Origin of the sequence: Winogradskyella sp. (genome assembly GCF_965228925.1) — a bacterium.
Taxonomy (GTDB): Bacteria; Bacteroidota; Bacteroidia; order Flavobacteriales; family Flavobacteriaceae; genus Winogradskyella.
On sequence record NZ_OZ245845.1, the window covers coordinates 3,322,431 to 3,344,881 of the forward strand.

The 22,451-nt window shown below is 34.8% G+C and carries 24 protein-coding genes; all 24 read right to left on the reverse strand.

The window, feature by feature from the left end; translation table 11 throughout:
* Positions 1–3: 3 nt before the first annotated feature.
* Positions 4–399 carry a VOC family protein gene (locus tag ACO052_RS13695; RefSeq protein ID WP_422104344.1) on the reverse strand — a complete coding sequence of 132 codons (396 nt, stop codon included), beginning with the start codon at positions 397–399 and terminating at the stop codon, positions 4–6.
* 31 nt (positions 400–430) lie between these two features.
* On the reverse strand, positions 431–835 hold the full coding sequence (locus ACO052_RS13700) for a helix-turn-helix domain-containing protein (protein WP_422104345.1): 405 nt from the start codon (positions 833–835) through the stop codon (positions 431–433).
* A gap of 68 nt (positions 836–903) precedes the next feature.
* Positions 904–1,767 (reverse strand): GNAT family N-acetyltransferase, encoded by an 864-nt coding sequence (locus ACO052_RS13705; protein ID WP_422104346.1) that lies wholly within the window; start codon positions 1,765–1,767, stop codon positions 904–906.
* Positions 1,768–2,025: 258 nt separating this feature from the next.
* The gene (locus tag ACO052_RS13710; RefSeq protein WP_422104347.1) at positions 2,026–2,883 is read right to left on the reverse strand and encodes an alpha/beta hydrolase; all 858 of its coding nucleotides are present in this window, start codon (positions 2,881–2,883) and stop codon (positions 2,026–2,028) included.
* Positions 2,880–3,686: an aldo/keto reductase gene (locus ACO052_RS13715; protein ID WP_422104348.1), complete on the reverse strand. Its 807-nt coding sequence runs from the start codon at positions 3,684–3,686 to the stop codon at positions 2,880–2,882. Before ACO052_RS13715 ends, ACO052_RS13710 begins: the two co-directional genes overlap by 4 nt.
* Positions 3,687–3,748: 62 nt before the next feature.
* On the reverse strand, positions 3,749–4,897 hold the full coding sequence (locus ACO052_RS13720; RefSeq protein ID WP_422104349.1) for an erythromycin esterase family protein: 1,149 nt from the start codon (positions 4,895–4,897) through the stop codon (positions 3,749–3,751).
* Positions 4,898–5,040: 143 nt separating this feature from the next.
* Positions 5,041–5,721: a DUF4253 domain-containing protein gene (locus tag ACO052_RS13725; protein ID WP_422104350.1), complete on the reverse strand. Its 681-nt coding sequence runs from the start codon at positions 5,719–5,721 to the stop codon at positions 5,041–5,043.
* Positions 5,722–5,766: 45 nt separating this feature from the next.
* A complete protein-coding gene (locus ACO052_RS13730) occupies positions 5,767–6,636 on the reverse strand; it encodes a DUF5694 domain-containing protein (protein WP_422104351.1) in 870 nt (289 codons plus the stop codon).
* Positions 6,637–6,801: 165 nt separating this feature from the next.
* Positions 6,802–8,124, reverse strand: coding sequence for a M16 family metallopeptidase (locus ACO052_RS13735; protein ID WP_422104352.1), 1,323 nt, complete (start codon positions 8,122–8,124; stop codon positions 6,802–6,804).
* 183 nt (positions 8,125–8,307) lie between these two features.
* Positions 8,308–8,757, reverse strand: coding sequence for a hypothetical protein (locus ACO052_RS13740; RefSeq protein WP_422104353.1), 450 nt, complete (start codon positions 8,755–8,757; stop codon positions 8,308–8,310).
* An 86-nt stretch (positions 8,758–8,843) separates the two neighbouring features.
* Complete coding sequence (locus tag ACO052_RS13745) at positions 8,844–9,374, reverse strand: Crp/Fnr family transcriptional regulator (protein ID WP_422104354.1); 531 nt, start codon at positions 9,372–9,374, stop codon at positions 8,844–8,846.
* 72 nt (positions 9,375–9,446) lie between these two features.
* Positions 9,447–10,172 carry a hypothetical protein gene (locus tag ACO052_RS13750; RefSeq protein ID WP_422104355.1) on the reverse strand — a complete coding sequence of 242 codons (726 nt, stop codon included), beginning with the start codon at positions 10,170–10,172 and terminating at the stop codon, positions 9,447–9,449.
* Between the two features lie 130 nt (positions 10,173–10,302).
* Complete coding sequence (locus ACO052_RS13755; protein WP_422104356.1) at positions 10,303–11,280, reverse strand: WD40 repeat domain-containing protein; 978 nt, start codon at positions 11,278–11,280, stop codon at positions 10,303–10,305.
* Between the two features lie 97 nt (positions 11,281–11,377).
* A complete protein-coding gene (locus ACO052_RS13760; protein WP_422104357.1) occupies positions 11,378–12,145 on the reverse strand; it encodes a hypothetical protein in 768 nt (255 codons plus the stop codon).
* Positions 12,146–12,244: 99 nt separating this feature from the next.
* Positions 12,245–13,936: an alkaline phosphatase family protein gene (locus ACO052_RS13765; protein ID WP_422104358.1), complete on the reverse strand. Its 1,692-nt coding sequence runs from the start codon at positions 13,934–13,936 to the stop codon at positions 12,245–12,247.
* 98 nt (positions 13,937–14,034) lie between these two features.
* Positions 14,035–15,120 (reverse strand): T9SS type A sorting domain-containing protein, encoded by a 1,086-nt coding sequence (locus ACO052_RS13770; protein ID WP_422104359.1) that lies wholly within the window; start codon positions 15,118–15,120, stop codon positions 14,035–14,037.
* Positions 15,121–15,159: 39 nt separating this feature from the next.
* Positions 15,160–16,248 (reverse strand): T9SS type A sorting domain-containing protein, encoded by a 1,089-nt coding sequence (locus ACO052_RS13775; RefSeq protein ID WP_422104360.1) that lies wholly within the window; start codon positions 16,246–16,248, stop codon positions 15,160–15,162.
* Positions 16,249–16,315: 67 nt separating this feature from the next.
* Complete coding sequence (locus tag ACO052_RS13780; protein WP_422104361.1) at positions 16,316–16,777, reverse strand: hypothetical protein; 462 nt, start codon at positions 16,775–16,777, stop codon at positions 16,316–16,318.
* 8 nt (positions 16,778–16,785) lie between these two features.
* Positions 16,786–17,562 (reverse strand): hypothetical protein, encoded by a 777-nt coding sequence (locus tag ACO052_RS13785; RefSeq protein ID WP_422104362.1) that lies wholly within the window; start codon positions 17,560–17,562, stop codon positions 16,786–16,788.
* Positions 17,563–17,630: 68 nt separating this feature from the next.
* Complete coding sequence (locus ACO052_RS13790; protein WP_422104363.1) at positions 17,631–18,668, reverse strand: serine hydrolase domain-containing protein; 1,038 nt, start codon at positions 18,666–18,668, stop codon at positions 17,631–17,633.
* A gap of 183 nt (positions 18,669–18,851) precedes the next feature.
* On the reverse strand, positions 18,852–19,214 hold the full coding sequence (locus ACO052_RS13795; RefSeq protein WP_422104364.1) for a hypothetical protein: 363 nt from the start codon (positions 19,212–19,214) through the stop codon (positions 18,852–18,854).
* Between the two features lie 180 nt (positions 19,215–19,394).
* Positions 19,395–19,826 (reverse strand): hypothetical protein, encoded by a 432-nt coding sequence (locus ACO052_RS13800; protein ID WP_422104365.1) that lies wholly within the window; start codon positions 19,824–19,826, stop codon positions 19,395–19,397.
* A 220-nt stretch (positions 19,827–20,046) separates the two neighbouring features.
* Positions 20,047–21,546: an alpha/beta hydrolase gene (locus ACO052_RS13805; protein WP_422104366.1), complete on the reverse strand. Its 1,500-nt coding sequence runs from the start codon at positions 21,544–21,546 to the stop codon at positions 20,047–20,049.
* Positions 21,547–21,629: 83 nt separating this feature from the next.
* Positions 21,630–22,286 carry a helix-turn-helix domain-containing protein gene (locus ACO052_RS13810; protein ID WP_422104367.1) on the reverse strand — a complete coding sequence of 219 codons (657 nt, stop codon included), beginning with the start codon at positions 22,284–22,286 and terminating at the stop codon, positions 21,630–21,632.
* Positions 22,287–22,451 lie beyond the last annotated feature (165 nt).

The window sequence follows — 22,451 nt, forward strand, 5'->3', positions numbered from 1 at the left end:
AGTTTAGAGTGTTTCGACAATTTGAATATTATTACCGCAAGTATCATTAAACACGGCATATTTGACAGTTCCGAAAGTCGATGGTTTTATACTGAATTCTACTCCAAGATCAACCAGTCGCTCGTATTCAGCATCAACGCTATCCACATCGAACTGCGTGTATGGAATTCCGGCTTCCATCAAGGCATCCTGAAAGACCTTGGACGGTTCAAAATGGAGTGGGGCAGGTTCTAATAAGACTTCTGGACCATCCTGTGCGTCTTTTGAAACTAAGGTCAACCACCTGTTTCCACCTTCTAATGGCGTGTCCTTCTTTTTAATAAAACCCAATTTTTTCGTATAAAATTGTAGTGCTTTTTCCTGGTCTCTAACAGGAATGCTGATGATTGTGACTTTCATATGAGTTCGGTTTTGATTAGTGGCACTAAGTTCAGGACTTCGAATTTAATTTACTTCTTGAAAGTTGCTCTTTTTGGAAAGTGCTTGGTGATTGACTCGTTCTGGTCTTGAACAAGGTGCTAAATGAGCCCACACTTTCGAATCCTACAGCAAAACAGGTTTCTGTGACCGATAGGCCTTGTTTTAAATGTGTTTTGGATTTTTCTATACGCTTGTCAATTAAGTACTGTCGCGGTGTTTGGCCATAATATTTTCTAAATAAGCGTATGAGGTGGTACTTAGAAACAAACCTCGTATGGGATAAAAAATCCAGATTCAAATCGGTATCATAATTATTGTCAATATAGTTTTTAATCCCAATAACCATTTCTATTTGCTTATCGTTTGGATAACAACTCTGTTTTAACCGTTTAATTTCTGCTTCGTAGAAGGTCATTGTTTTTGATTTAAATTATAAACCGTACTCATAAATACCTCATTATTCAATACGATCTAGTAGTCGTTTCATCCGAGCTCGAACGTCGTTATACCATATACCTTATCCATATCTATTTTAGGAAAACTTCCATAGTACATTCTCGCGCATTCAAACGTATATTTTGCCTCGTATTGCTTTACTAAATTAACCGCTTCTTTATTTATGACTGGAATATCAAGATACACGGATTCTCCAACCGCTGAATTTAAGCAAGCTTTGAACAAAGCTTCGGCAACGTTCTTATTATCAGCAAATAAAGGGCCTATTTTAAATCCAAAATTAACTTTTCGGATTACAGCATATCCCTTAAAGTCCTTATGTTCTGAAAATTTAAAAGCCCTACTATCTGGAATGTCCAGCCAGTTTTTTAAGAATGCCTTCCTTGTATAGCCAAAACATCCCAAATCATAGTCCATTAATGTATTAAAATCTTCCTTGTTTACGCTCGATATGGCTTTATCTATATCGAAGGTTTTGCCAATACACTCGTAGCGTTCATCTCTAAATGCGATGTTAAAGCCCCCTTTTTCGTAAAAAGGCTGCATGTCTACGACACCGTCCATACCAATGCTCGCCCCTTTGTTAAGTCTTTGAAGTAGAAGATCCCTTCGTAAATACCATAGTTTTTTTCCGATTCCATGACCTCGAAAATCAGGACGAACAATAAATAGTCCCATAAATCCAAATTTCTGATCATAAGAAATAACAGCACCTCCAGCGATCAACTCATTCTCAGAGTAGAAACCATAATAACCATCAGGATCGGTTGCCCAAAATACATCAAAGTCGTGTTCTCCAGGATTCCAACCTTCTGCTTTTGCCCAACCAACTAAAGTTTTCAAACCACTTTTATTGAGCTTTTTTAATTCTAAGCGCTCTAAATCTATCACCTCATATTGTGTTTTATCACATTCTATTAATTAAAATAATTAGGCCTAGTTTAATCTAACTATTTCTTCTGTCGATTTGAAGGTACTAAATTTTCCTTTATGTACAGACTCTATCGATTTTATGATGACACTTGTTATGTGAACTAAGTTACAGCACCATAATGAAGTACGAACTATAGTTATTGATGGGCCTAGTTTTCTTGTTTTTGACCCAAGTCTTTACTACCTACCTGAATCATTTTACAAATGAATATGAGTTCATTGCGTTATCATTTTTTCTAATATGAAATCTACTATAGGATTATCTTCTTCACCTAGCTTATGCACAATTTGATAGTGGTTGAGTTCAGGATATTCGTAGTATGCTATTGGAGCTTTTGATCGGTTTTCTCTATATAGACTTTTGGATTGTTCAACAAAAAAATGAGTTTCTTCAGATCCGACACTGAGCAAAACAGGACATGTTAAAATAGCTAAATCCTTATTCGAAACACTATAATAATCAACATCTTTAGCGCTGAGTTGTAAGAGCTCATTGAGGTAACTGTTTTTTATCGGCCCCAAGTCGAATATACCACTGAGACTGCATATAGCCAGAATATTTGACCTTAAATCCTCGTTCATTAAATAGGTCATTAGGGCTAAATGCCCTCCTGCCGAATGCCCACAGAGTACAAGTTTATCTGATGTGCCGTTGTAATGAAATGCCTTTTTTTGAATCCAACGAATAGATGCAGCCACGTCATTTAAAACCGTTGCCATATCTACATTAGGCATAAGGCGGTAGTTTATGACGCAGGTAGTAATTTTGTTTTTGACAAAAGGTTTGGCTACAAAACTGTAGCTACGCTTGTCCAATGCACGCCAATAACCACCATGAATAAATACCAATATAGGAGAATTGGGTACACTTGATGGAAAGATGTCTAGTGATTGCAATAGGGCATCACCATAAGTTTCATCCAAATGGCACAGAGAGTTATCCCTTATTCTTTGGGATTCATTTTCATTAATATCCAAGAAAAATTGAAAATTAGGATGCTGTGAGCGTAAGTCTAATTGGTGATTTGGCGTCATCATAGTATTTATGCTTTGTTCTAAGGCATTGTTTCTCATTCAATATGCGATAAATCTTCACCCAATCGTCTATTTTGATTAAGAGATTCAATAATCTGCATTTGCTCTGGGCTCAGTTCAAAATCATAAATATTATAATTTTCTGCGATACGTTTTGGATTTACGGATTTTGGAATGGCTGCCACTCCTCTTTGAACTAACCATCGCAAGGTAATTTGGACTGCTGATTTAGAGTGGGATTTACCTATATCGACCAATTCAGGAATCTTTAAAACCTCTCCCATCATAATAGGCCGCCATGCTTCAAGTTGAATATTATGGCTTTTAGAAAATTCTAGCAGTTCATTTTGACTTAAATGTGGATGCATTTCTACTTGATTAATTGCAGGCATGACGTTAGAGTGCTCCATTAAATCCTCTAATTGGGGAATACTAAAATTACAGACACCAATAGTCTTGGTTTTGCCATCTGTATATAAGCGCTCCAGTGCTTTGTAGGTGTCTTTGTACTTGCGCTTAACAGGCCAATGCACGAGATAGAGGTCGACATATTCGGTCTGTAGGCGCTTTAAACTTTCATCAAACGACTTTAGCGTTTTATCATAGCCTTGTTCGGTGTTCCAAACTTTAGTCGCTAAGAAAATGTCGCTTCTATCGATACCGCTTTCTAGTATACCCTTTCCAACGCCTTCTTCATTACCATATCCTGAAGCCGTATCTATTTTTCTATAGCCATTATTTAAGGCTGAGACCACTGCGTTCTCAACTTCGCCATTATTTTTGGCAAAAAGCACACCAAGCCCTAGGGATGGCATTTTTAAACCATTGTTTAGTGTAAACATATTTCTTTTTTTGAAGTAATCATTTCTTGCCCTAGCAGCAATGTTTTGTCACAACTTTAAAGTTACTTTTTTCTTTTTTCTGGTGGTGATATTTTATCTATAAAAATCAGTCCATCAAAATTTCTTGATAGTGTCATTTTGTTAGAACCACTTAAGTCAATAAATGTATCATTAATGATTATGTCTTCAAACAGCCAAGTCGAATTTTTATTCCTTTTTTCAGGAATATTAAGGAAACCTACCTTACCACTAAAATCTTTTATAACATGTTTAATGTCGAGCCCATCATTTGATATGGGTTTTAGTTTTTCCTTTGTCCCTCTGTTATTTGAAAAATTTCCACCACCTGCAAATACACCAATAGAATACATTTCAGAATCATACTTCATTTTGAGAAACTCTCCCATAACCTCTTCCTTTTTGTTAAACTTGGATATATGAAAATTGTGGGCAATAACAATTACTTTTTGATTCTTGTAGATGGTTTTCAAAAGCCAATCTATGTTTGAAAACATCATAAAGTCTCTTTCTTTCCATCTTTTACTCCAATCTCTATCCTTGACAAAATTCAAAAAATACTGCAAATACTTTATTCTATTTTCAATAGTCCTTACGACGAAATTTGAGACATCATTTAGGGCTACACGCTCTGCTTTTTTTATTGATAGTTTCAGAATTTTATAATCCTCTATTAAATTGTGTGTGGATTTTTGAACAGAATCGTAAACTGCTTGTCTATTAGTTAATTTTCTTTTCTCATTAAAAAATCTTTTTTCTAAATCACCATATTTATCGGAATCTAAGTTCAACCTGACTATTTCATCTATCAATATTTTCTCGAAAGCGCCTCCTGTTCGTTGTACATCAAATCCACTTATTGAAATGTTGTTGGACTTGATATAATCCATAAGCTCAACGAATTCATCGGTTCTCCAACCTCCAAAAAACCCATATGTCATTTCAGTAGGGCTTAATGTCTTTTTCTGTAAATTAATTTCTATTAATTCTCCAATTCCAGATTCAAAGAGTATGACGTTAAAACCTAACTCTTGGTTTAAGGATTTGATTAAATCATTCCTTGATTTAAATATCTCTTTTGAACCGTGATTTAATTCTCCGAGTAAGACTATTCTTTTGTTTTTAACCGCTTTGAGTGTGGGTTTCCAATTGCCATTAATGTAATTTGAATCAACCTCAATGGACTTAATCACTTTATTGAGATATTCTGAATCTGGGCGATTGTAGTCTTGTGCACTGATAAAAAGTACTTTTAGAGTCAAACAAATAATAAAAATAGTATGCTTTATCATTTTAGATATCTTGATTTCAGTAATGTAGGGTCACTTAACATATTTTAATCCCACCAAAACCACATGTGCTTACTTGTCTTTAAATATTCAACAAGTTCATCCATATCAGAATGTCCTTGATCAATTACATCTGGACAAAATTCGTAAATCTCCTTTCCAAGTTTTTTATAGGATTTAGGATCAGATTTTAGTTTGGCTTCAATTCTGCTTAAATCTGCAACAATAATATCAAAGTCAAACTCAGTTTGTTTTCGTCTAAACCACTCCATAACATCTTCATTAGTTAATCCATAATTTACGGGTTCAGTTCCTACAAACTTGATTAATTCCAATTGATCGGAAACAGGTGCAATTACAATATCATAATAGGTGTTAAATGAATCATCAAAATCCAGATTGGTTAAAAACAAATAGTTATTCGATTTTTTGACCTTATCAAAATGGTCATCAATAATTGTGTATGCCATCTTTTCACTTACAAACTTAAATTTTACACCCGGAACGAGCGAATCATATGGTTCAAATACTTGGTTGGAAGCATTAGAAGCTTTATACCGAATTACAGCGTTTTTTTCAACATCCTTTTTAACTGCTTTTGAAATGACCTTTATGATTTCGGAATCAATTTGTAATCCGTTTAATTCTGCTGGATCGATCGAATTTGATTTATTGTTCGAATTACAAGAACAAAGGGCAAAAATTACAAGATAGAGTAGTTTTTTCATAAGGGCAAAATGGTCTCGGTAATGATTGAATTTGACATAGCTTTTTTATCTCGGCTTAAGAAGCTCATAGCTAGAAACGACTTCAAAATCTGGATTGAACCCCAATAAAGTGTCTAGAACCCACTTGTGATTATCTCCAGCGATTATGAGAATTCGGTCTTTTCCTTGATTATCGAAAGACATAATATTAGCCATCATTCTTATATTTCTTTGATACCACCTTCCAAGCCAATCTGGTCCCATCCAACTCTCTTGAATACCGGTACGAACTTCATAGGCATGCATCCGTTGGGCATTCCACTTTTGGGCTTCTGGCGAGTTTCTTTCCATAATATTATCGTATAGACTCAAACCACTTAATTTTTCTTGATTCTCATTAAATGACTCCATTATGATATCCAAATGTCGATTTACAAAGAGGCTATCTCTAGCAGTTTCTTCTCCAAACTTTTCCCAGGTGAACCCCTCCAGCGATCCAATAAATTCAGTTTGGTTATCGAATAAGTAAACTTTTTTATGCCCCATAAGTTTAGCCAATCTAAATCCTAACTGAAAGGTTTCGTTTTCAAGGGTGTCAATGACTTGATGATCTAGAATATATTTTTGATATAAGTCTTGAAATATGGAGTCGTACTGTGGTTGTTTTTCAATCACCACTTTTGTCGGTTCAAATTCTGCAAGCCTATCAACAAGTTTTTTAATCTGTTTTTGATTCTCAGCCGATAATTCATCATAGCCTTTTTCTTGTCGAAAATGATAAGAGCCTACTACCATAACTTTGGACTTTGGGATTGAATCAAATTTTGTAAATACAGGGTTATCCGCTTTAATTTGAACAGAACTGTGTTCTTGATGATTGTTATCGCTGCACGATAAAAACAAGAGAGCAAGAATCGTTATAACTATGGATTTCATTTTTTTAATTAATATTAATAACGTTATTTAAGGTTCGTTGCTTTAGTACTAAGATAGCAAATAGGAACGATTCCAATGTTTGAAGGCGAAAGAGATGGCGCTAACGAAAAACGAAGCTTAGTAATTTCTGAGTAATTGACTAAACGCATTGTTTTGTATAGTTTTTTATAAATCATTTGCTGTAAAGGATACTTTAAAAGGTTTTTTATTAAGCCATTTTCTCGACATTCTTTTAAGCTGCTTTGCAGACAATTCTTGTTGTATTTTGAGTCTTTCAAAGTACATACTAGGATTATCTCTAAATAGTAGACCCTTACCTAACAGTTCGGTTCTGCTCCAGCCAAAGCCTAAATTTTCTTGCATGTCTTTGATATTTTCGATTTCACTTTTTTTAGCCAAATTCAAATCATGTGTAGTCATGTGTTTTTTAAGCAGATCTTTAATTTTACCTGATACGAGTTGATCTATCTTGGCACTATCGTTAGCATCCGAGAATTTTATTTCTATATAAAATTGTCCGGCAACTTTATGCATATCCGTATATGCGCCACTTTTTACAACGGATAAGGGCAGTCCGTTTTTAGATGTAAAACTATTGTTTAAATGTGCCGCAACCAGTTTTAGAGCGGCGTCATCTTTTAGCGTCCATTCTGGTATAGCCCAAGAAAAAATTACTGTATTTAAAACATCTTCTGGGTGTGGCGCTTTCATGGAAATACTCTGGTTAGATTGTAAAACAGGCTTTGAAAACTCAATAGGTCGTTTCTGTTTTGATTTAATGTTACCAAAATAGTCATAGACTAGCTGTTTTACTTTTAGGTCATCAAAATGCCCTACAACGAAAAGAATTATGTTTTCAGCATAGACCATGTTATTATAGCGCTGTCTAAAATCGTCCAAAGAAAACCCCTCATTATTTTCAATATTGCCATAGCCGTTAGCAGCATAGGGGTGACCTTTGCCAAAAGTGCCTTCATGTATCACTAAACTTCCTTTAGCACTCCACTTAGGATTTCTAGCATTTCTCTTAATCTCTGCCAGTACCCTTTTTCTTTCATACTCAACACGTCTTTCGGTAATTTTATCAGCTCCTGCCATTAATCGTCCCGAGGCTCTTTCTAAGGCCAGATCAATACCTTCGGGGATTACTTTTAGATAGAATCTGGAGAAGTCTTTCTTTACTTGTGCATTACTTCCTTTTAAATAATCATCAAAGAATTTGTTTTTGCTAATTGAATCCATCGGACTGTACGGCAATACATGTTCAAAAAAGTGTTGCAATCCGTATTGCTCTGGGCGATCCATTGAAGTTCCATTTTTTATCCAAAATTCCACTGAAACTTGATCTACATTCTGGTCTGGTTGAAAGATGACTTCTAAACCATTTGGTAAAGTGAAGTAATCATATTCTAATCGTAGGGAATCGATTTGACCATGCGTACTGAAGCATAGTGCTAGACATAAAATCGTGTAAAACTTTCGAATCATAAGGCAGTTGATTTTATTAGATAGATAAGAATGGTGCCTCAATGTTACGCTTTAGCTCAGGAAAATTAGATGCAACGATTTTGTATATGATGAGTTGCGAGTAAGGATACGAGTTACCTTCTGATGTTGAATATTGATGGCGAATTGTTATTCAATACGCTAGACATTTTGTTGCATTTTGCTTTATTCAAAAGCCTGTAAATCAGGATTTAAAAACTCAACTTTAGCTTTTTGAGAATCAAAAATGTCAAAACTGTAATGTCTATTTACCAATGCTTCGAATTGAAATACTAGTTGCGGAAACTCATTAATGAAATCGGCAAAATTGTCCGATTTGAAGTTTTGCATAAAACGGTTTACAATTCTCGTAGCGACTATAGTTAAGGTCTTATTGTATTTGCCTTTGGCTCCAATACTAGAGACAAAATTCTGAAGTTGATTTTGAATATCTCGTTCAGCCTGTTCCAATCCGAATTTATCAATATATAACCAAGCTAATCGCAAATGCGCTTCATGGTTAAATATCTTTGGATTTAAAGTACCGTTTACAAATTGTTCAATAAATTCGAAATCCGAAAGTTGATTATGAGTTGGTGTATTTTCCATCTTGTAAATGAGTTTAATGTTGGACATAAGGATTCGTTAAGAATCAATACTATTGCTAAAATGAATGTTACTAAATTTTCACATTGCAAAGTAAGGAAGCCCTATCCTCAATCTCATTTACATTTGTCGATAAATTGCTTTCGCGCTCGACTTAATTGAGTAGGTGTAATACCAAGGTAACTAGCGATGTAATAGTGTGGAATACGGTTAAGTAGGCTTGGGTATTCTTTTAAGAAGCGTTCATATTTTTCCACCGAATTTAGGTTGAGCAAAGCAACCAGCCTTGACTGTAGTTGATTGTTCAGTTTTTGAAATTGCTGGGTAATTATTTCCGTGATTTCCTTGTCCTTATTTACATTCTCCATGACTCGAGAATAATTGGCAATAGAAAGTTCACAATCTTCTAATGCTTCAACAGACATTGCCGCATTGGTTTTTGGAATATAGCTTCCGATTATCATGTCTTTTTCGTGATAAAAGTGAGTTGTGATTTCGTTGCCGTCAATGTCGTAAACAAAACCACGCATAATTCCTTTTTGTAACATTCCAATGTCTACGCAAGGCTTTCCAAATTGAAGAAATAAGTCACCTTTCTTCAAATATGAGATCCGGTGTATGGACTGATTTATTGTTTCTTTTGGCATTGGTCAGATCAATTTATAATAAAAAAATGTGCTGCACCGACGTTAAAATCGACTCAATATCCAGCTATCAATTCAGCCATTCTGAATTATAGCCGTATTTACCTGCTGATGTCTACTCGGTCGTGATAAATTCGATAAAGCTAAAAGTCCGCCAACGGCTAAAATTGCCCCACCGACAAAAGGAAATCCTGCTCCGACCAGATCTGCCATATTCGACGAAAACAAAAATGGGAGACAAAATAACATGCCGAAAATCCCTGCTATTATCGAAGCAAAAGCTCCGAATTTAGTTACTCGTTTCATATCTAACATCGGTCTTTGTTTAAGCTCTGGTTTTAATAGTTGAGCTCTCAAATCAGCAAGATTGTGTGTGGCGTATTTTTCGATTGTCCATTTAGAAATTCCAATTGATTTTTTACCTTTTTTAAAGTCTGAGTATAACATTGGCCATAACTCAGGAAGTAAAATTGCGCCAAAACATAAAATAGCAAACGAAGGCATAGAATAATTACCGTTTCCAATCATAAAGGCTTGCATTCGAATCTCATCTTCCGCTGTCATTTTATAATCGAGTAAAACGTGTTTCAAATCGTGACTTTCAAATTTAGGAACTAAAGTTAAATTACATTCATCGAGACAATCAGCTATTGCTTTTCCTAAAGTTCCGTCTTCAAGTTCTCTCAATTCAGCAACGTGATTACGGTATTTTTCCATTGGGCTAAAATATTCGATTAATGCAATTGAAAAGTCAAATGATACTTTAATAATTTTTCTCGATATGCTCTGTAAAATGTTCATCTGCTTTTATTTGGTTTAACTATAGTTAACGGTTTCGTGTATAGCTTATTGTAGGAAAAAGGAAACCATTTGTCATACCCAAAGTGAACTGTCGATGCTATTGGGATGATACATTATTAAAGACGCCTTTTTAATAGTTCAACTCTTTTAGCTTTGTTAGGTTTTTATCCCAGAATATGATTTTTCCTTGGTTGTCTGTCGCAACTAGTTTACTACCGTCTTTATTCCAATCTAGTCCCCAAAGGAGGTTTTCTGAGATGTCCTCAGCTACTAAATCACCATCTTTGTTCCAAATCCTAAGCTTTTCGCTGGTTGTTGCTAATAAATTCCCGTCAGAAGACCACTTTATATTCCTGAATTCAGCCTTACTTTCTTCAATCGATTTTTGCCTTTGGCCATCATAAGTCCAAAATTGTAATAATGGCGGATACTGATTTTCAATATCACCATAGTCGCCTGTAACAAATAACTTCCCATTAGGGTGCCAGTTTACACATAGCATTAATATATTTTCTTTTCTATCTTCAATAGTCTTTAAGCGGTCTAGTTCATAATCATACAATGTAATCTTTTCGCCAACAGTTGCAATAAGGTTTTTCCCGGGATGCCAATCTAAGTCCATAAGTCCTTTTTGATTTGTGTTTATTTTCCTTAAAAAACAACCTGTTTCATCAAATATGGTTACAAAACCGTCATTGTCGCCTACGGCTAATAAATCTCCTGTACGATTCCACCCTAAGGCTCTCGCTCCAGCGTTAGTAATGCTATCGAGCTCTACTATTTCAGTATCATTAAGATTTAGAATTGCCGATTTCGATTTTCCATCTTGTACTGAAATGGCCAACTTATCTTTAGTAGGATGCCATTTGGTTTGAGTGATGGTTCCTTTGTAAGGATAGCTCTCTAATTCTTGAAAACTGTTTGAAGACAACAACTTAAAAAAAGTATCGTTAGAACCACCCACTACAAACTGGTCTTTATGGGGATGCCAATCTACAGACCAAAAAAACCATCGCTCATTTTTTTGGGGATGCTGACTTTCTACTTTTTGGGTTTGTTTGCATCCCCAAATCATACTCATTAGTATAAATAAAAACAGTATTCTCATTGATTTTTAATTCTTTGAATGGAGTCATTTTAAAGTTAAACATTTTTTTGCTTTGCCATGAGCAACAATACACTATATGGCTTACTAACAAACATTTTTATTGCGTAAAATCAATGCCATAATAAATAATTTCATAAATGGCAAGTGACAAAATCCAATGATATTCATAATCATTAAGCTCACGATATAATCTCAATGTATTTGATATGGAAACGGGGTTTTCATCAAAGGGTTCAACTTCCAACGCATTGGAAGGACGAAAATCAAAGAAAGGATTTCTCAATAGTGTTCTCCTTTCAGAATTTTTAATTACAAAAGCTATTTGTTCCTGATTCAATTCAATGATGTAGTAGTCCTTATTACTTCGGTTTCTATTAAGTTTTCCAATTGTTTCTTGGTTATGGTCAATAATATCGTCATTAATCAATTTTCCTAAATATTTTGAATCGAAATAGATAGCGACTTCATTCTGTTTTTGAGAAAAGTATATTTCAAAGCTTTTTGATATCGCGACAATTTTAGAAGTTGTATTAAAATTTCCTCTATCTAATCTTCTAAAAGCGATTAATCTTTCACCATTTAATGAATTAATAGTACCGTTAAATCTCATGGTAAACCCCTTACTATAATTGAAATCCAAATCATTTGAAAGATTTTCTAGGTCATCTCTTCTCCAATCTATTAGTTTGCTTTTTTTGGACCGCGCTTTGGTAAGTAATTCATTTTTTTCTTTTTCAAGAATATGTTTAGGCTGATCTGCTTTAGACTTTTTTATGACATATCGTATGAGCAAGACGATTCCAACGACGGGAATGACTACAAAAACAATGGTGAGAATGGTAAATAGAATTCCGAAAACATCCATAACAAGGTATAAGCTATTTTTATTGTAAATATATTTGAAAAGGCTAAAGCGACAAAGTGAATTACGCACCAGATAAAAAATGGCGTCTATACATTGAGGTCAATCAAGTTTTAACTGTTCTTCAATAATTTTTGAAACATCAGTACTATGGCAAGGTTCACATGGCGTGTTTGAAACTAATATTCCAAACGAATCTTCGTGTTTTAAGGAATAACCATGGTCTCCCATAAATGTAGGAGTTCCAAAAATACGATCTCCTTCATCGCGATTATTTTCAAACACAAACCCAGGATTGAGCAATATATATAAATCTCCTGCATTACGGTGAAAAAGGTTAATATCCTTTAACTTATTTTTCCTGTAGATGTTATCAACTACCGGTGTTTTTGCTGGTCCATAAAGCGTTTTAAATACATTTTCTATTTTACTTAAAACAGCTGCTTTATCCTTTGGGTTGAGTTGGTCATTAACATAAATATGAGCCGAAACCTTACCCGGAACCCCTATAGCTTCCCAACCGGTTTCCTTATGGTTTGTATGAATTCCATTTTTATTCAAAAATGTATTGATATCAATGGATGTATGAATAGGAGAGAAGCCATGGCCCGAAGTGATGATTAAATCATAGCCATTTCGTCGGGCAAATTCTTCGATACGCTCAAAATCTTTGTTCATTCTATTAAAAGCAGCCTTATAGTGTTTTTGAACCGCTATTGACGAATCTCTTAAGCCCAAAAAAGCATGGCCTAGTCGATCTATTAAGGGATAGTCGATCATAATTAGATCGTAGTCTTTTTTTTGTACTGCAAAAGAAAACGCATCCATCACGTAATCCACTTCTGCATTCATTTCTTCTGTAAGTGTGGTAGCGCTTATGTTTTTTGAGGTATAAAATGGGATATTAGGCCAACCTCGAGAAGGTCCTATGCCACTATCAATTTGTTCTACAAATTCATCTGGATAGCCGCGGTTGGCATAAGACGCTCTTATGTACAAACTCAATGTATCTTTTGAAGATGGTATCCATTTTACTCGGAAGGCTCGTTTTATGTTACGGTCTTTGGCATGCTCTATCTCAGACCAAGTTCCGCTTTTTATTTTTGCAAAAAAGCCATTACTATGATTGTAGTCATCATCAAGGATAAGTTCGTTATTTTTATCCGCTTGGTTAATCTGGTAAACTAACAAAGCATCCGGATACTGTTGTAATTGAAGCTTATCTTTACCTTCCAGATTCTTGTATTTAGTTATAGAGTGGCTCTGATGTTCTTTGTCAGGGATTACATGTAAAATTTGCGGACTACCTATTTGTGACCCCTGAGCCAAACAATCAACATTAGTGTGGTGCTCATATTTACCGTGAATAGTTAATGCGCCTAAATTCAGAACTTTTTTTCCTTGTATATCCGCCTTTTCCCAGAATGTTTCTGTAGCAAAGCGTTGGGCAAAGCCACTAACAACCCTAACAGAATCGTCTTCTTTTAAACCAAATAAATGACCTATTATCCCGTGCTCGGATGGCATTGATCCTGTCTCGTATGAGGCCATATTACAAATGGTGACCGCATTAGTAATTGGATGCAGCTTTTTAATGGAACCGCTTGCTTCTTTTCGTTTAAAAAAATCGTCTGATTTTATGGAGTTCAAATGGTCTACCATGTCAGGGTAGGTGATACCCCTAGCATGGACAACAATCACTTTATCGTTTGTATCTTTAGTCTGATGGCATGACAATACCAGATGTATTAAGAGCAATAGCCCGATTTTTACTGACCAGTTTATACGTTTCATCTGGTGGTTACTATTCATAAATTATATCTTATGCTCAATGATGGTTTTGGCTATGTGGTGTGTTCAATAGGTGATAGTTATCTTAAGTTTACAATCCTTTAATTTTTAATAAATTTAATTGCGTTTATATGATCGAACTTTAAGAAATATATGCCATGGTCTAAATTCTGAATATTAATTGTCCTACGTTCAGAAATGCTCCCACTTAATACTATTTTTCCAAGAGGATTGTAGATTGTGTAGTTTTTTTCTGTTTCAATTGAACCCAAAACATAAATATAATCGTTACTGGGATTAGGATAAATTTTTAAATCAACAATGTCATAATCATGCAAACTGAGATTGTCAAAACTGTATTTAGAAATTTTGTTCAGTTGAGATTCTGCAAAATACAGTTCATTATCTTTTATCTCCAACTCTCCATTTCCAGAAATATCACCTAAGAATAAAAAACCTCCGGATGCTATTGGTGGATTTTCATTGAGATCTAAACTCGTAATCCCTAAATTATCAGCCTCTTTGATATATAGCGTATTTTCAAAGATTGCAAGTCCAGTTGGTTTTAGCATAGTGTTACCCATGAGGGTTAGCGTTGGATTAGAGGCTGTAATATCCATTTTGAAAACGCCTTTTCCATATTCCTCATCCTGAAAACTATCCCAATCTTCTCCTATGTAGAGGTCGTTGCCATCAAAAAGTAGAGAGATGGGTTGAAACAAACCTGTTGTAACCACATCAATTAAGCTTGGAGATGCTTGTGTTATATCTATTTTATAGATGCTATCTGCACCCCTATCTGCTATGTACAAATCATTATCCTTGAAGGCCAAGCTATAAGGTGTATACAAACCAGATATAACTTCAACTATATTAATGGTGTCAGCTGTTAAATCAATTTTGGAAATCTTCCCTCCATCTAAACCGCCGTAGTTTTCAGTAAAATATAAAAAATTGCCGTTTATAGCCAAGCTAGTAGACCCTGATAGACCTGCAGTAATAAGAACTTTTTCAGCATCGGGTTGTGTTACATCTATTTTATAAATGCTTTGTAGATTGCCAAAATATAAAACATCATCCTTAAAAGCTAATGATCTTGCACCAGGTGCCTCTGAAGTAACAATTGAAACTTGAGCATTTAAACTAAAGACGAAAAAAACTAAAAAAGAAAAACACTTAAATCTCATAATATACTATCAATTTGTTTAGCAAAAGGCTTCATCACTTTAATGTTTTATAAATTTAGTAGCAATACCATTATCAAATTTTAGGATGTACAGCCCATTAGTTAGATTTCGGATATCAATTTTTTCATTTACTGAGAGGAGCCCAGTAAGTATTTCCAATCCTGTACTATTGTAGATCTTAAATCTTTTTGTTTCTGTTAATCCTGAAACATTTATATATGCACTACTGGGATTTGGATAAATGTTTACAGTATCAAAACTAAAATCTTGAGAACTAAGGTTATCAAAACTGTATTTAGAAATTTTGTTCTCCATGGATTCCGCAAAATACAGTTCATTATCTTTTATCTCCAATTCTCCATTTCCAGAAAAAACGCCTAAGAATAAAAAAGGAACATTTGCTATTGGCGGATTTTCATTGAGATCTACACTAGTAATCCCCAAATTATCAGCTTCTTTGATATATAGCGTATTTTCTAATATTGCGAGTCCAGTTGGTTTTAGCATAGTGTTACCGATAAGGGTTAACGTTGGATTAGAAGCTGTAACATCCATTTTGAAAACGCCTTTTCCATATTCCTGATCCTGAAAACTATCCCAATTTTCACCTATGTAGAGGTCGTTGCCATCAAAAAGTAGAGAGATGGGTCGATGCAAACCTGTTGTAATAACATCAATTAAGCCTGGAGATGCTTGTGTTATATCTATTTTATAGATGCTATTTGCGCCTTTATCTGCTATGTACAAATCATTATCCTTGAAAGCTAAGCTATAAGGTACAAACAAGCCGGATATAACTTCAACTATACTAATGGTGTCAGCTGTTAAATCAATTTTGGAAATCTTTCCACCGTCCACGCCACCATAATTTTCAGTAAAATATAGAAAATCGCCATTTATAGCCAAGCTAGTAGATCCTGATATACCTGTAGTAACAAGAACTTTTTCAGCATCGGGTTGTACCACATCTATTTTATAAATGCTTTGTTCATTTGCAAAATATAAAACATCATCTTTAAAAGCTAATGATCGTGCACCAGGTGCCTCTGAAGTAACAACTGAAACTTGAGCATTTGTATTAAATAAAGTAAAAACTAAAAACAGTGTTACAATGTAAATTCCCTTCATTTCTATTGTTTTTGAGAATTTAAAGTTATGATTAACGCATTTTTGGACCTATGACTTTTGTCATAATTTATAATAATGAATCATAACCGCCTTTGTTGTGGGCTGATTTTTTGTTGTGGGCTGATTTTTCTTCTTTTTTATAAATGAGCCACAATACGATTCCGGCTATTAATCCTTGCAATACTAAAATTATTCCGTCATCAATGATAAACGATAGCTTATCCGTATGATTCAAAAATTCAGCGCCTACAATTAACCAGATCGAACCTATTAATCCAGAGCAAACAAGTCCAAATTTAATAGTTTTCCCTATAGAGAACCCTTTCTTATTGTGGTACATATAGAGCCAACTTGTCAATACTGCCCTGATCGTTTCACCCATTATGGCAGACCATATCTGCACATTTGTTAAATTCCTTTCGGAAGACGAATCTCCGCCCAGCCATTGCTGTTTGAAATATTGATATATACTTACCGTGATTAAAAACCCAATGGACATCAATATCGAAGATAAGATAAATTTTCTCATAGTTTTGCTTATTTCGGTATGCCTATTAAATAGGCTACTGTAAATCCAATGGTGTTCCTTTCCTTGCCATAACTCCAATTAAACTCATTTTTAGTATCAACGTCTTGAGCCATAACCATCAATTCTTTAGAACTATACAACCTCAATATAGATACAATACCATCCCAAATTGTATATATGGGAATTATCGGAATTAAATAAGTGAATAGGATTCTACTTAACTTAAATGGCTTTATGAATGGTGTGAGAATCAAAAACAAAATAGGGTGGAATAGGAGTATCCCAAGAATGGTTCCTAGGTGCTTATCACCACTATCAAAAATACAAATGGTCTTTTTGCCAATTACCATTTTGTGAAGAATAGTTTTTACGTCTTTCGGTTCAAAGTGGTGAATAGCTGAAAACATCGTTCTTACACCGGGTATAGTCTCATTGACGTCTAAAGCATCTAAGGCATCCGAATAATAGTTCACCTTATTGTTAGTTCTTAGTTGTAATTGTTTATATGCGGGAAGATTTGGATACTTGTCCGACACCATAAAACTCACATTGAATGATGGATCTATGTTCTCATGAATAAATTCTATTGGACCTCCGTTTCCTGAACACAAATCCAATATTTGGGTTTGTCCAGTTTTTTTAACAACATCTTCCAATAAAAGCACTGCAGGTTCATAGTATTTTGTAATTCGTAATATCAAGCCAAGAAAGTCTGTCCCTCCATCTCTGATGAAGCTGGGAAACCAACTGAGATCTTCAAATTCAAATAAGGATATCTTTCTCACTTGTTGTGTTTAGCTCACTTACAATAGTCCTTATAAAGAGCGTTTTCCATCTGTTCTAAAGACGCGAATTATGAGCTTTTCTGCTTTTTCAGAATTTTAACTATTCTATTATTTATGATTTCTGACAAGTTCCAATTATATAATTTAGGGTCTGTTGTACTGTAGAACTCTATAACTACTGCATCAAGGTCTTTGTAATATTTTGCAAAACTTTGGTAGCCTGGAACCCAACCTGAATGTTCATATTCATAAATGGAAGCGTATATGTCCTGTTCCCCTGATTCAAACAGCGATCCATCATTCAATGCCCTAAGGAAAGTACCCACATCTTCTGCTGTGGCCAACATATTATGTCCATCCGCCTTTAAATCAAAGGAGTATCCTACATGATAACCACTCATCACATTATCTAGGTTTACTTCATTTTGCGGACCGAAGGTGTTGCTAAGATTTAACGGTGTTAGAATTTCTTCCTGTATGAATTGAAAGTTGTCATAGCCTAGTTCGTCATCCATTATCTTATTGATTAAAAGATAGTTCGTATTACAATATTCATAGTCTTCACCTGGTTCGAAGTTGGCCGGTTTATCCAGAATCAATGCCAGACCTTCCTCATAGGTTGCTGTTGGAGCGGCCCAGAAGTTTGGGGCATCTGTAAAATTGGGAATGCCACTTCTATGCTGTATCATTAACCGCAATGTAATTTTCTCTGCGTTTTCGATGCTTTCCACAAGTTCCGGCAAGTAATCAGCTATGGTTTTATCTAGAGAAAGACGTCCATCATTTACCAATTTGGTGACAGCCACAGCATCATAGAGCTTGCTAATGCTCGCAATTTTAAACAAGGCATGAGGTTTGGCAGGTATCTCAGATTCTCGATTGTGCCAACCGGAAGCATAATATTGAGGCGGTTGACCAGCTTGATCCACATAGACAATCATTCCATCAAATCCGTGATCAATGGCTTCATCTAACTGTTCTTGCACTGTATCTGGTAGCGGTAGTATCCAAGCCTTGACCAAAAGCCATGGCACAAAGTATAGAGAGATTGCTGTGCCTAGCAATAACACTATTCTAAATAGTTGTTTGTTTCGCTTCTTTCTCATTTATCTGGGGACCATTCGCTCTTAGTAGTAAGTCTTAAGTCCTGAGTCTACAGAATATTGTAATCTGTTTATTTTAATTCATTTTAGTGGTTAATATGTTACAACGTCCTTGGCTAGGACGCCTAGGAACAGTTTGGTCGGTTAGGCCTATGCTCTATATCCGTTGTTGTTTGCAGCCACTGATTAGTTTTCAATATATCCATTTTCTAAGAACTTTTTGTAGCTCTTTTTTGTCAACTCGTTTATTCCGTTTAGCTGCTCTTCGGTTATTTCTTTTTTAAAATTGAAGCACGATTTACCCTGCATTCTTTTTTTTAAACTATCTGAAATTTCATCTAAGAGTTCAGGATTAGTGTATACAGGATAAAGATGATAGGCAACATAGCTTTTCCTAATTTGCACAGCTCCAAAAAACATGTCTTTGTTCTTAATTTTCTTGTTGGTATTTAAATAATAATAATCTGGAGTATTTTTTTTAATGTCTAAACCTTTATCAAATGAGGATAATACTTTCTTGAGTTTTTCAAAGTTCGTTTTTTCTTCCATAAGCTTAGATTTTAGTTACTTTTTCTAAAACATGTCTTTTTTAAGATTAGGCAAATAAATGTTTTACGACAGTATAGGCTATGATTTTCCGTTGTGATTTAAAGATAGCTAATAAGATTGAATCTCAAAGTGGAAATTCAGCCATAATAGGCTATATGCGTTATTATAAATCGTTTTTGCTCAGTTTTGTTTTTGTTCTTGAAGTTTTAAGTATAATTCCTCGTCAGGTAAAGGGTCTGACCAAATAAAATTTTTGCGCTTTTCTCCAGATTTAGAGTATTCAGTTAGTATGGTACTTAGTGTTTTCTTTGAGCAAACAAATCTTGAGGAAAAATGAAAAGGTTCTCCGCCGACGTGATGTTTAATCCATTCTATATCATTTTGATTTTGAATAGGTGACAGGTAAGATGACAATTCCATGACAAAGAATGCGTTGGTATCAAATTTGAAAAACATTAGTCCATCAGTATTGTCTTTCAATATGGCAGAATCTCCAGACCCATTTGACCAATGCGAATAGGGCAAATCCAAATATTTGTCTAATAATGACTCGTGCTTTAGTTCAAAATCATTACCTAATGGATCACATATTCTTGTTTTAAGGATTTTCATTTCTCAAATGTACTACAACGGTCTCATACCAGCCTTACGGCAGACAGGTAACCGCCAGTTACGGATTTTAAGTTGCTGTTTTTCAGTGAAACACTACTGATATTGGTATTTTCATGTGGATTCAAGAGCCTATACTGAGCATCTCGACAATTCTGACTAGTCCCGATAGCAGCCATCGGGACTAATCGAAATGTGCTATACACGTTGTTCTCTAATGGCTTTATTTCACCTTAAAACCATTTTTTTTCAAAAATTCTTCGGTAAGTCTACTTCTTTCTTCTGAATCCTTTTGAGTACTTCTTTCAAAATAAAAATGTCCTGCACTGGCATATGAACGCCAAGTGAAACTATTCTTGGTTTTTTGAATGGCATCCCTGAATTTTTCAAATTCAGAAAATTCCACCATATCATCATTCTCACCATGGAAGGCTAGGATGGGAGGAAGGTTGTCCTTTATAAGATAAAGGGGTGAGATCGTTTTTGTGTCGTAAGAAACGTTGTAAACATCTCTACCTGCAATGTCGTATGGGCAAGAACCTAAAATGACAGCATTTGGTTTTGAACTATATGTTGACGTCACCCCAAAATCTTCTCTGTTTTCAATCATACTTGAAACCAATGCTAAATGCGCTCCAGCAGAAAAACCATCTGCCAAAATCTTGTTTGGGTCAATGCCTAGTTCCTTCGCATTTTCACGTACCCAAGCTATAGCAGTTAGCGCATCACTTACCGAAGCTTTTACGTCTGTACCGTATACATTTCTTTTTCGATAATCGAAAGCGATTGCAACTCTTCCATCTTTTGCTGCACCTTGACAAGCTCCATAACTCCATTCAGGTAGTCCAATCGCCCAACCACCCCCATTAAAAAATAGATGGGCAGGTTTTGGTTGGGTTTTATCATGATTTTCTGGGTAGAAAATATGAGCACTAAGTGTGATATCGTTTACCGTTTTGTAAACTTTTATGTCACTGGCAGCATTCCTTCGGTCCATACCCATTTTGTAGGCATTCTTAATTTCCTTTATATACGCTTCATTTTTGACATCTTCCAAAGCTCTTGAGTAAGCGTAATCAAAAGCCTCGACACGGTAGGTCCAAATATTGGAAGTAAAATGTTCCTTAATGAAAAAATCTTTAATAGGCTGTTCAGCGTCCAACGCAACTATAGCATCATAACGCTTATCTAAACGTTTTAAAGGCACATATTCGAGATGTGAAAACTTGTATTTTCCAGCAGAAAGAATGTCAAAATAATAATTCATACATCTTTTATATTCCTTAAACTGAACTAAGGAAGGGTTATCAAAACTTCCCTTCATCACAGTTTCAAAATAGTCTTTGGAGACGTTTGCGTTTTTCTTAAAGTTAGCAAAACGATGATAGTTATTTGGATACAACAACCGATAGCGTTTGTGTTTGAATGTAGTTTCAGTCCATAAGCTATCTAATATTTTCGCATCTATTTCTTCAGAATTTCTTTTGTATTTCTTGAGTAATTTTAGCACGGTTTGCTCTAAAGAATCGATGGTTGCGTTAAAGTCGTCTAATTCTTGACTGAATATCTTTCCGCGGTTGATTGTCACATAATCATCATTTTTTTTGAGGAGTTTGTTGTGAGCCTCCGCAATTCCAATGGGAAATTTTTCAGGCTTTTCCTTACGGGATTGAAATGCATTTGACACGAAAAGAAGTGCAAGAGCAAAAAAAAGTTTATTCATAGTTATTTCTTGATTTATTCATGATGTCAAATATTGAACTTTTACAATTAATAATGGTAAAATACGAAAGGAAGATGGTCTTACTACGTGCGATGAGACTCTTTTAAAGCTACTCTTCTATACTCTGAGGGTGACATTCCTGTTTTATTTTTGAAAATTCTATAGAAGCTACTTTTTGAGCTAAAACCACAAGAAAGTCCAATGCCTGTTATAGAATGGCTTTCAACAGCATTAGATTTTAAAACGGTTTTGGCTTCCTCTACACGAAATGAGTTAATGGAATCATAGAAACTACTATTTAATACCTCACCAAAAAATGCTGATAGTTTGCGTTGTGAAACTTCCATTTTATCCGCAATCATCTTCAAATTCAAATCGGGTAATAAATATAATTTTTCCTCAGACATACATTTATAAAACTGTTGCTTCAACACCTCTTTTTCATCATCTTTTAAGTATGAGGTTTTGTTTTCTAATTCAATAGTTTTTGCAATGTGATTTTCAATTAAAAAATCAGGTAAGATAATTTTAGATTGTGTGATTCCATAGAAGCCGAGGTATGCCATAGCTACTATCAAAAAAGATATGGTGATATAAGCATCCCAAGACACATCGTATCCAAATAAAATTTCACTGGTATTTAGAATAAAGCCAACTATACGAACAAGTAGAAAGCAGATTAAAAGCTTTTCAATCCATAGAAAGTCTTTTTCTTTAATGGTTGAGTAATTCTGCTTCATAGTTTTACTCAAAACATAGAAAAGTTTTATTGAAATGCTAAAGTATACGATTCCGTACACATCTTTTATTAATGCTCTGATATGTCCATCAATGAATTTAGCATATTGAAAATCAAAAGAACTAGGCACCGTATAAAACGTAAAATAGATGATAAAAGGAACAAA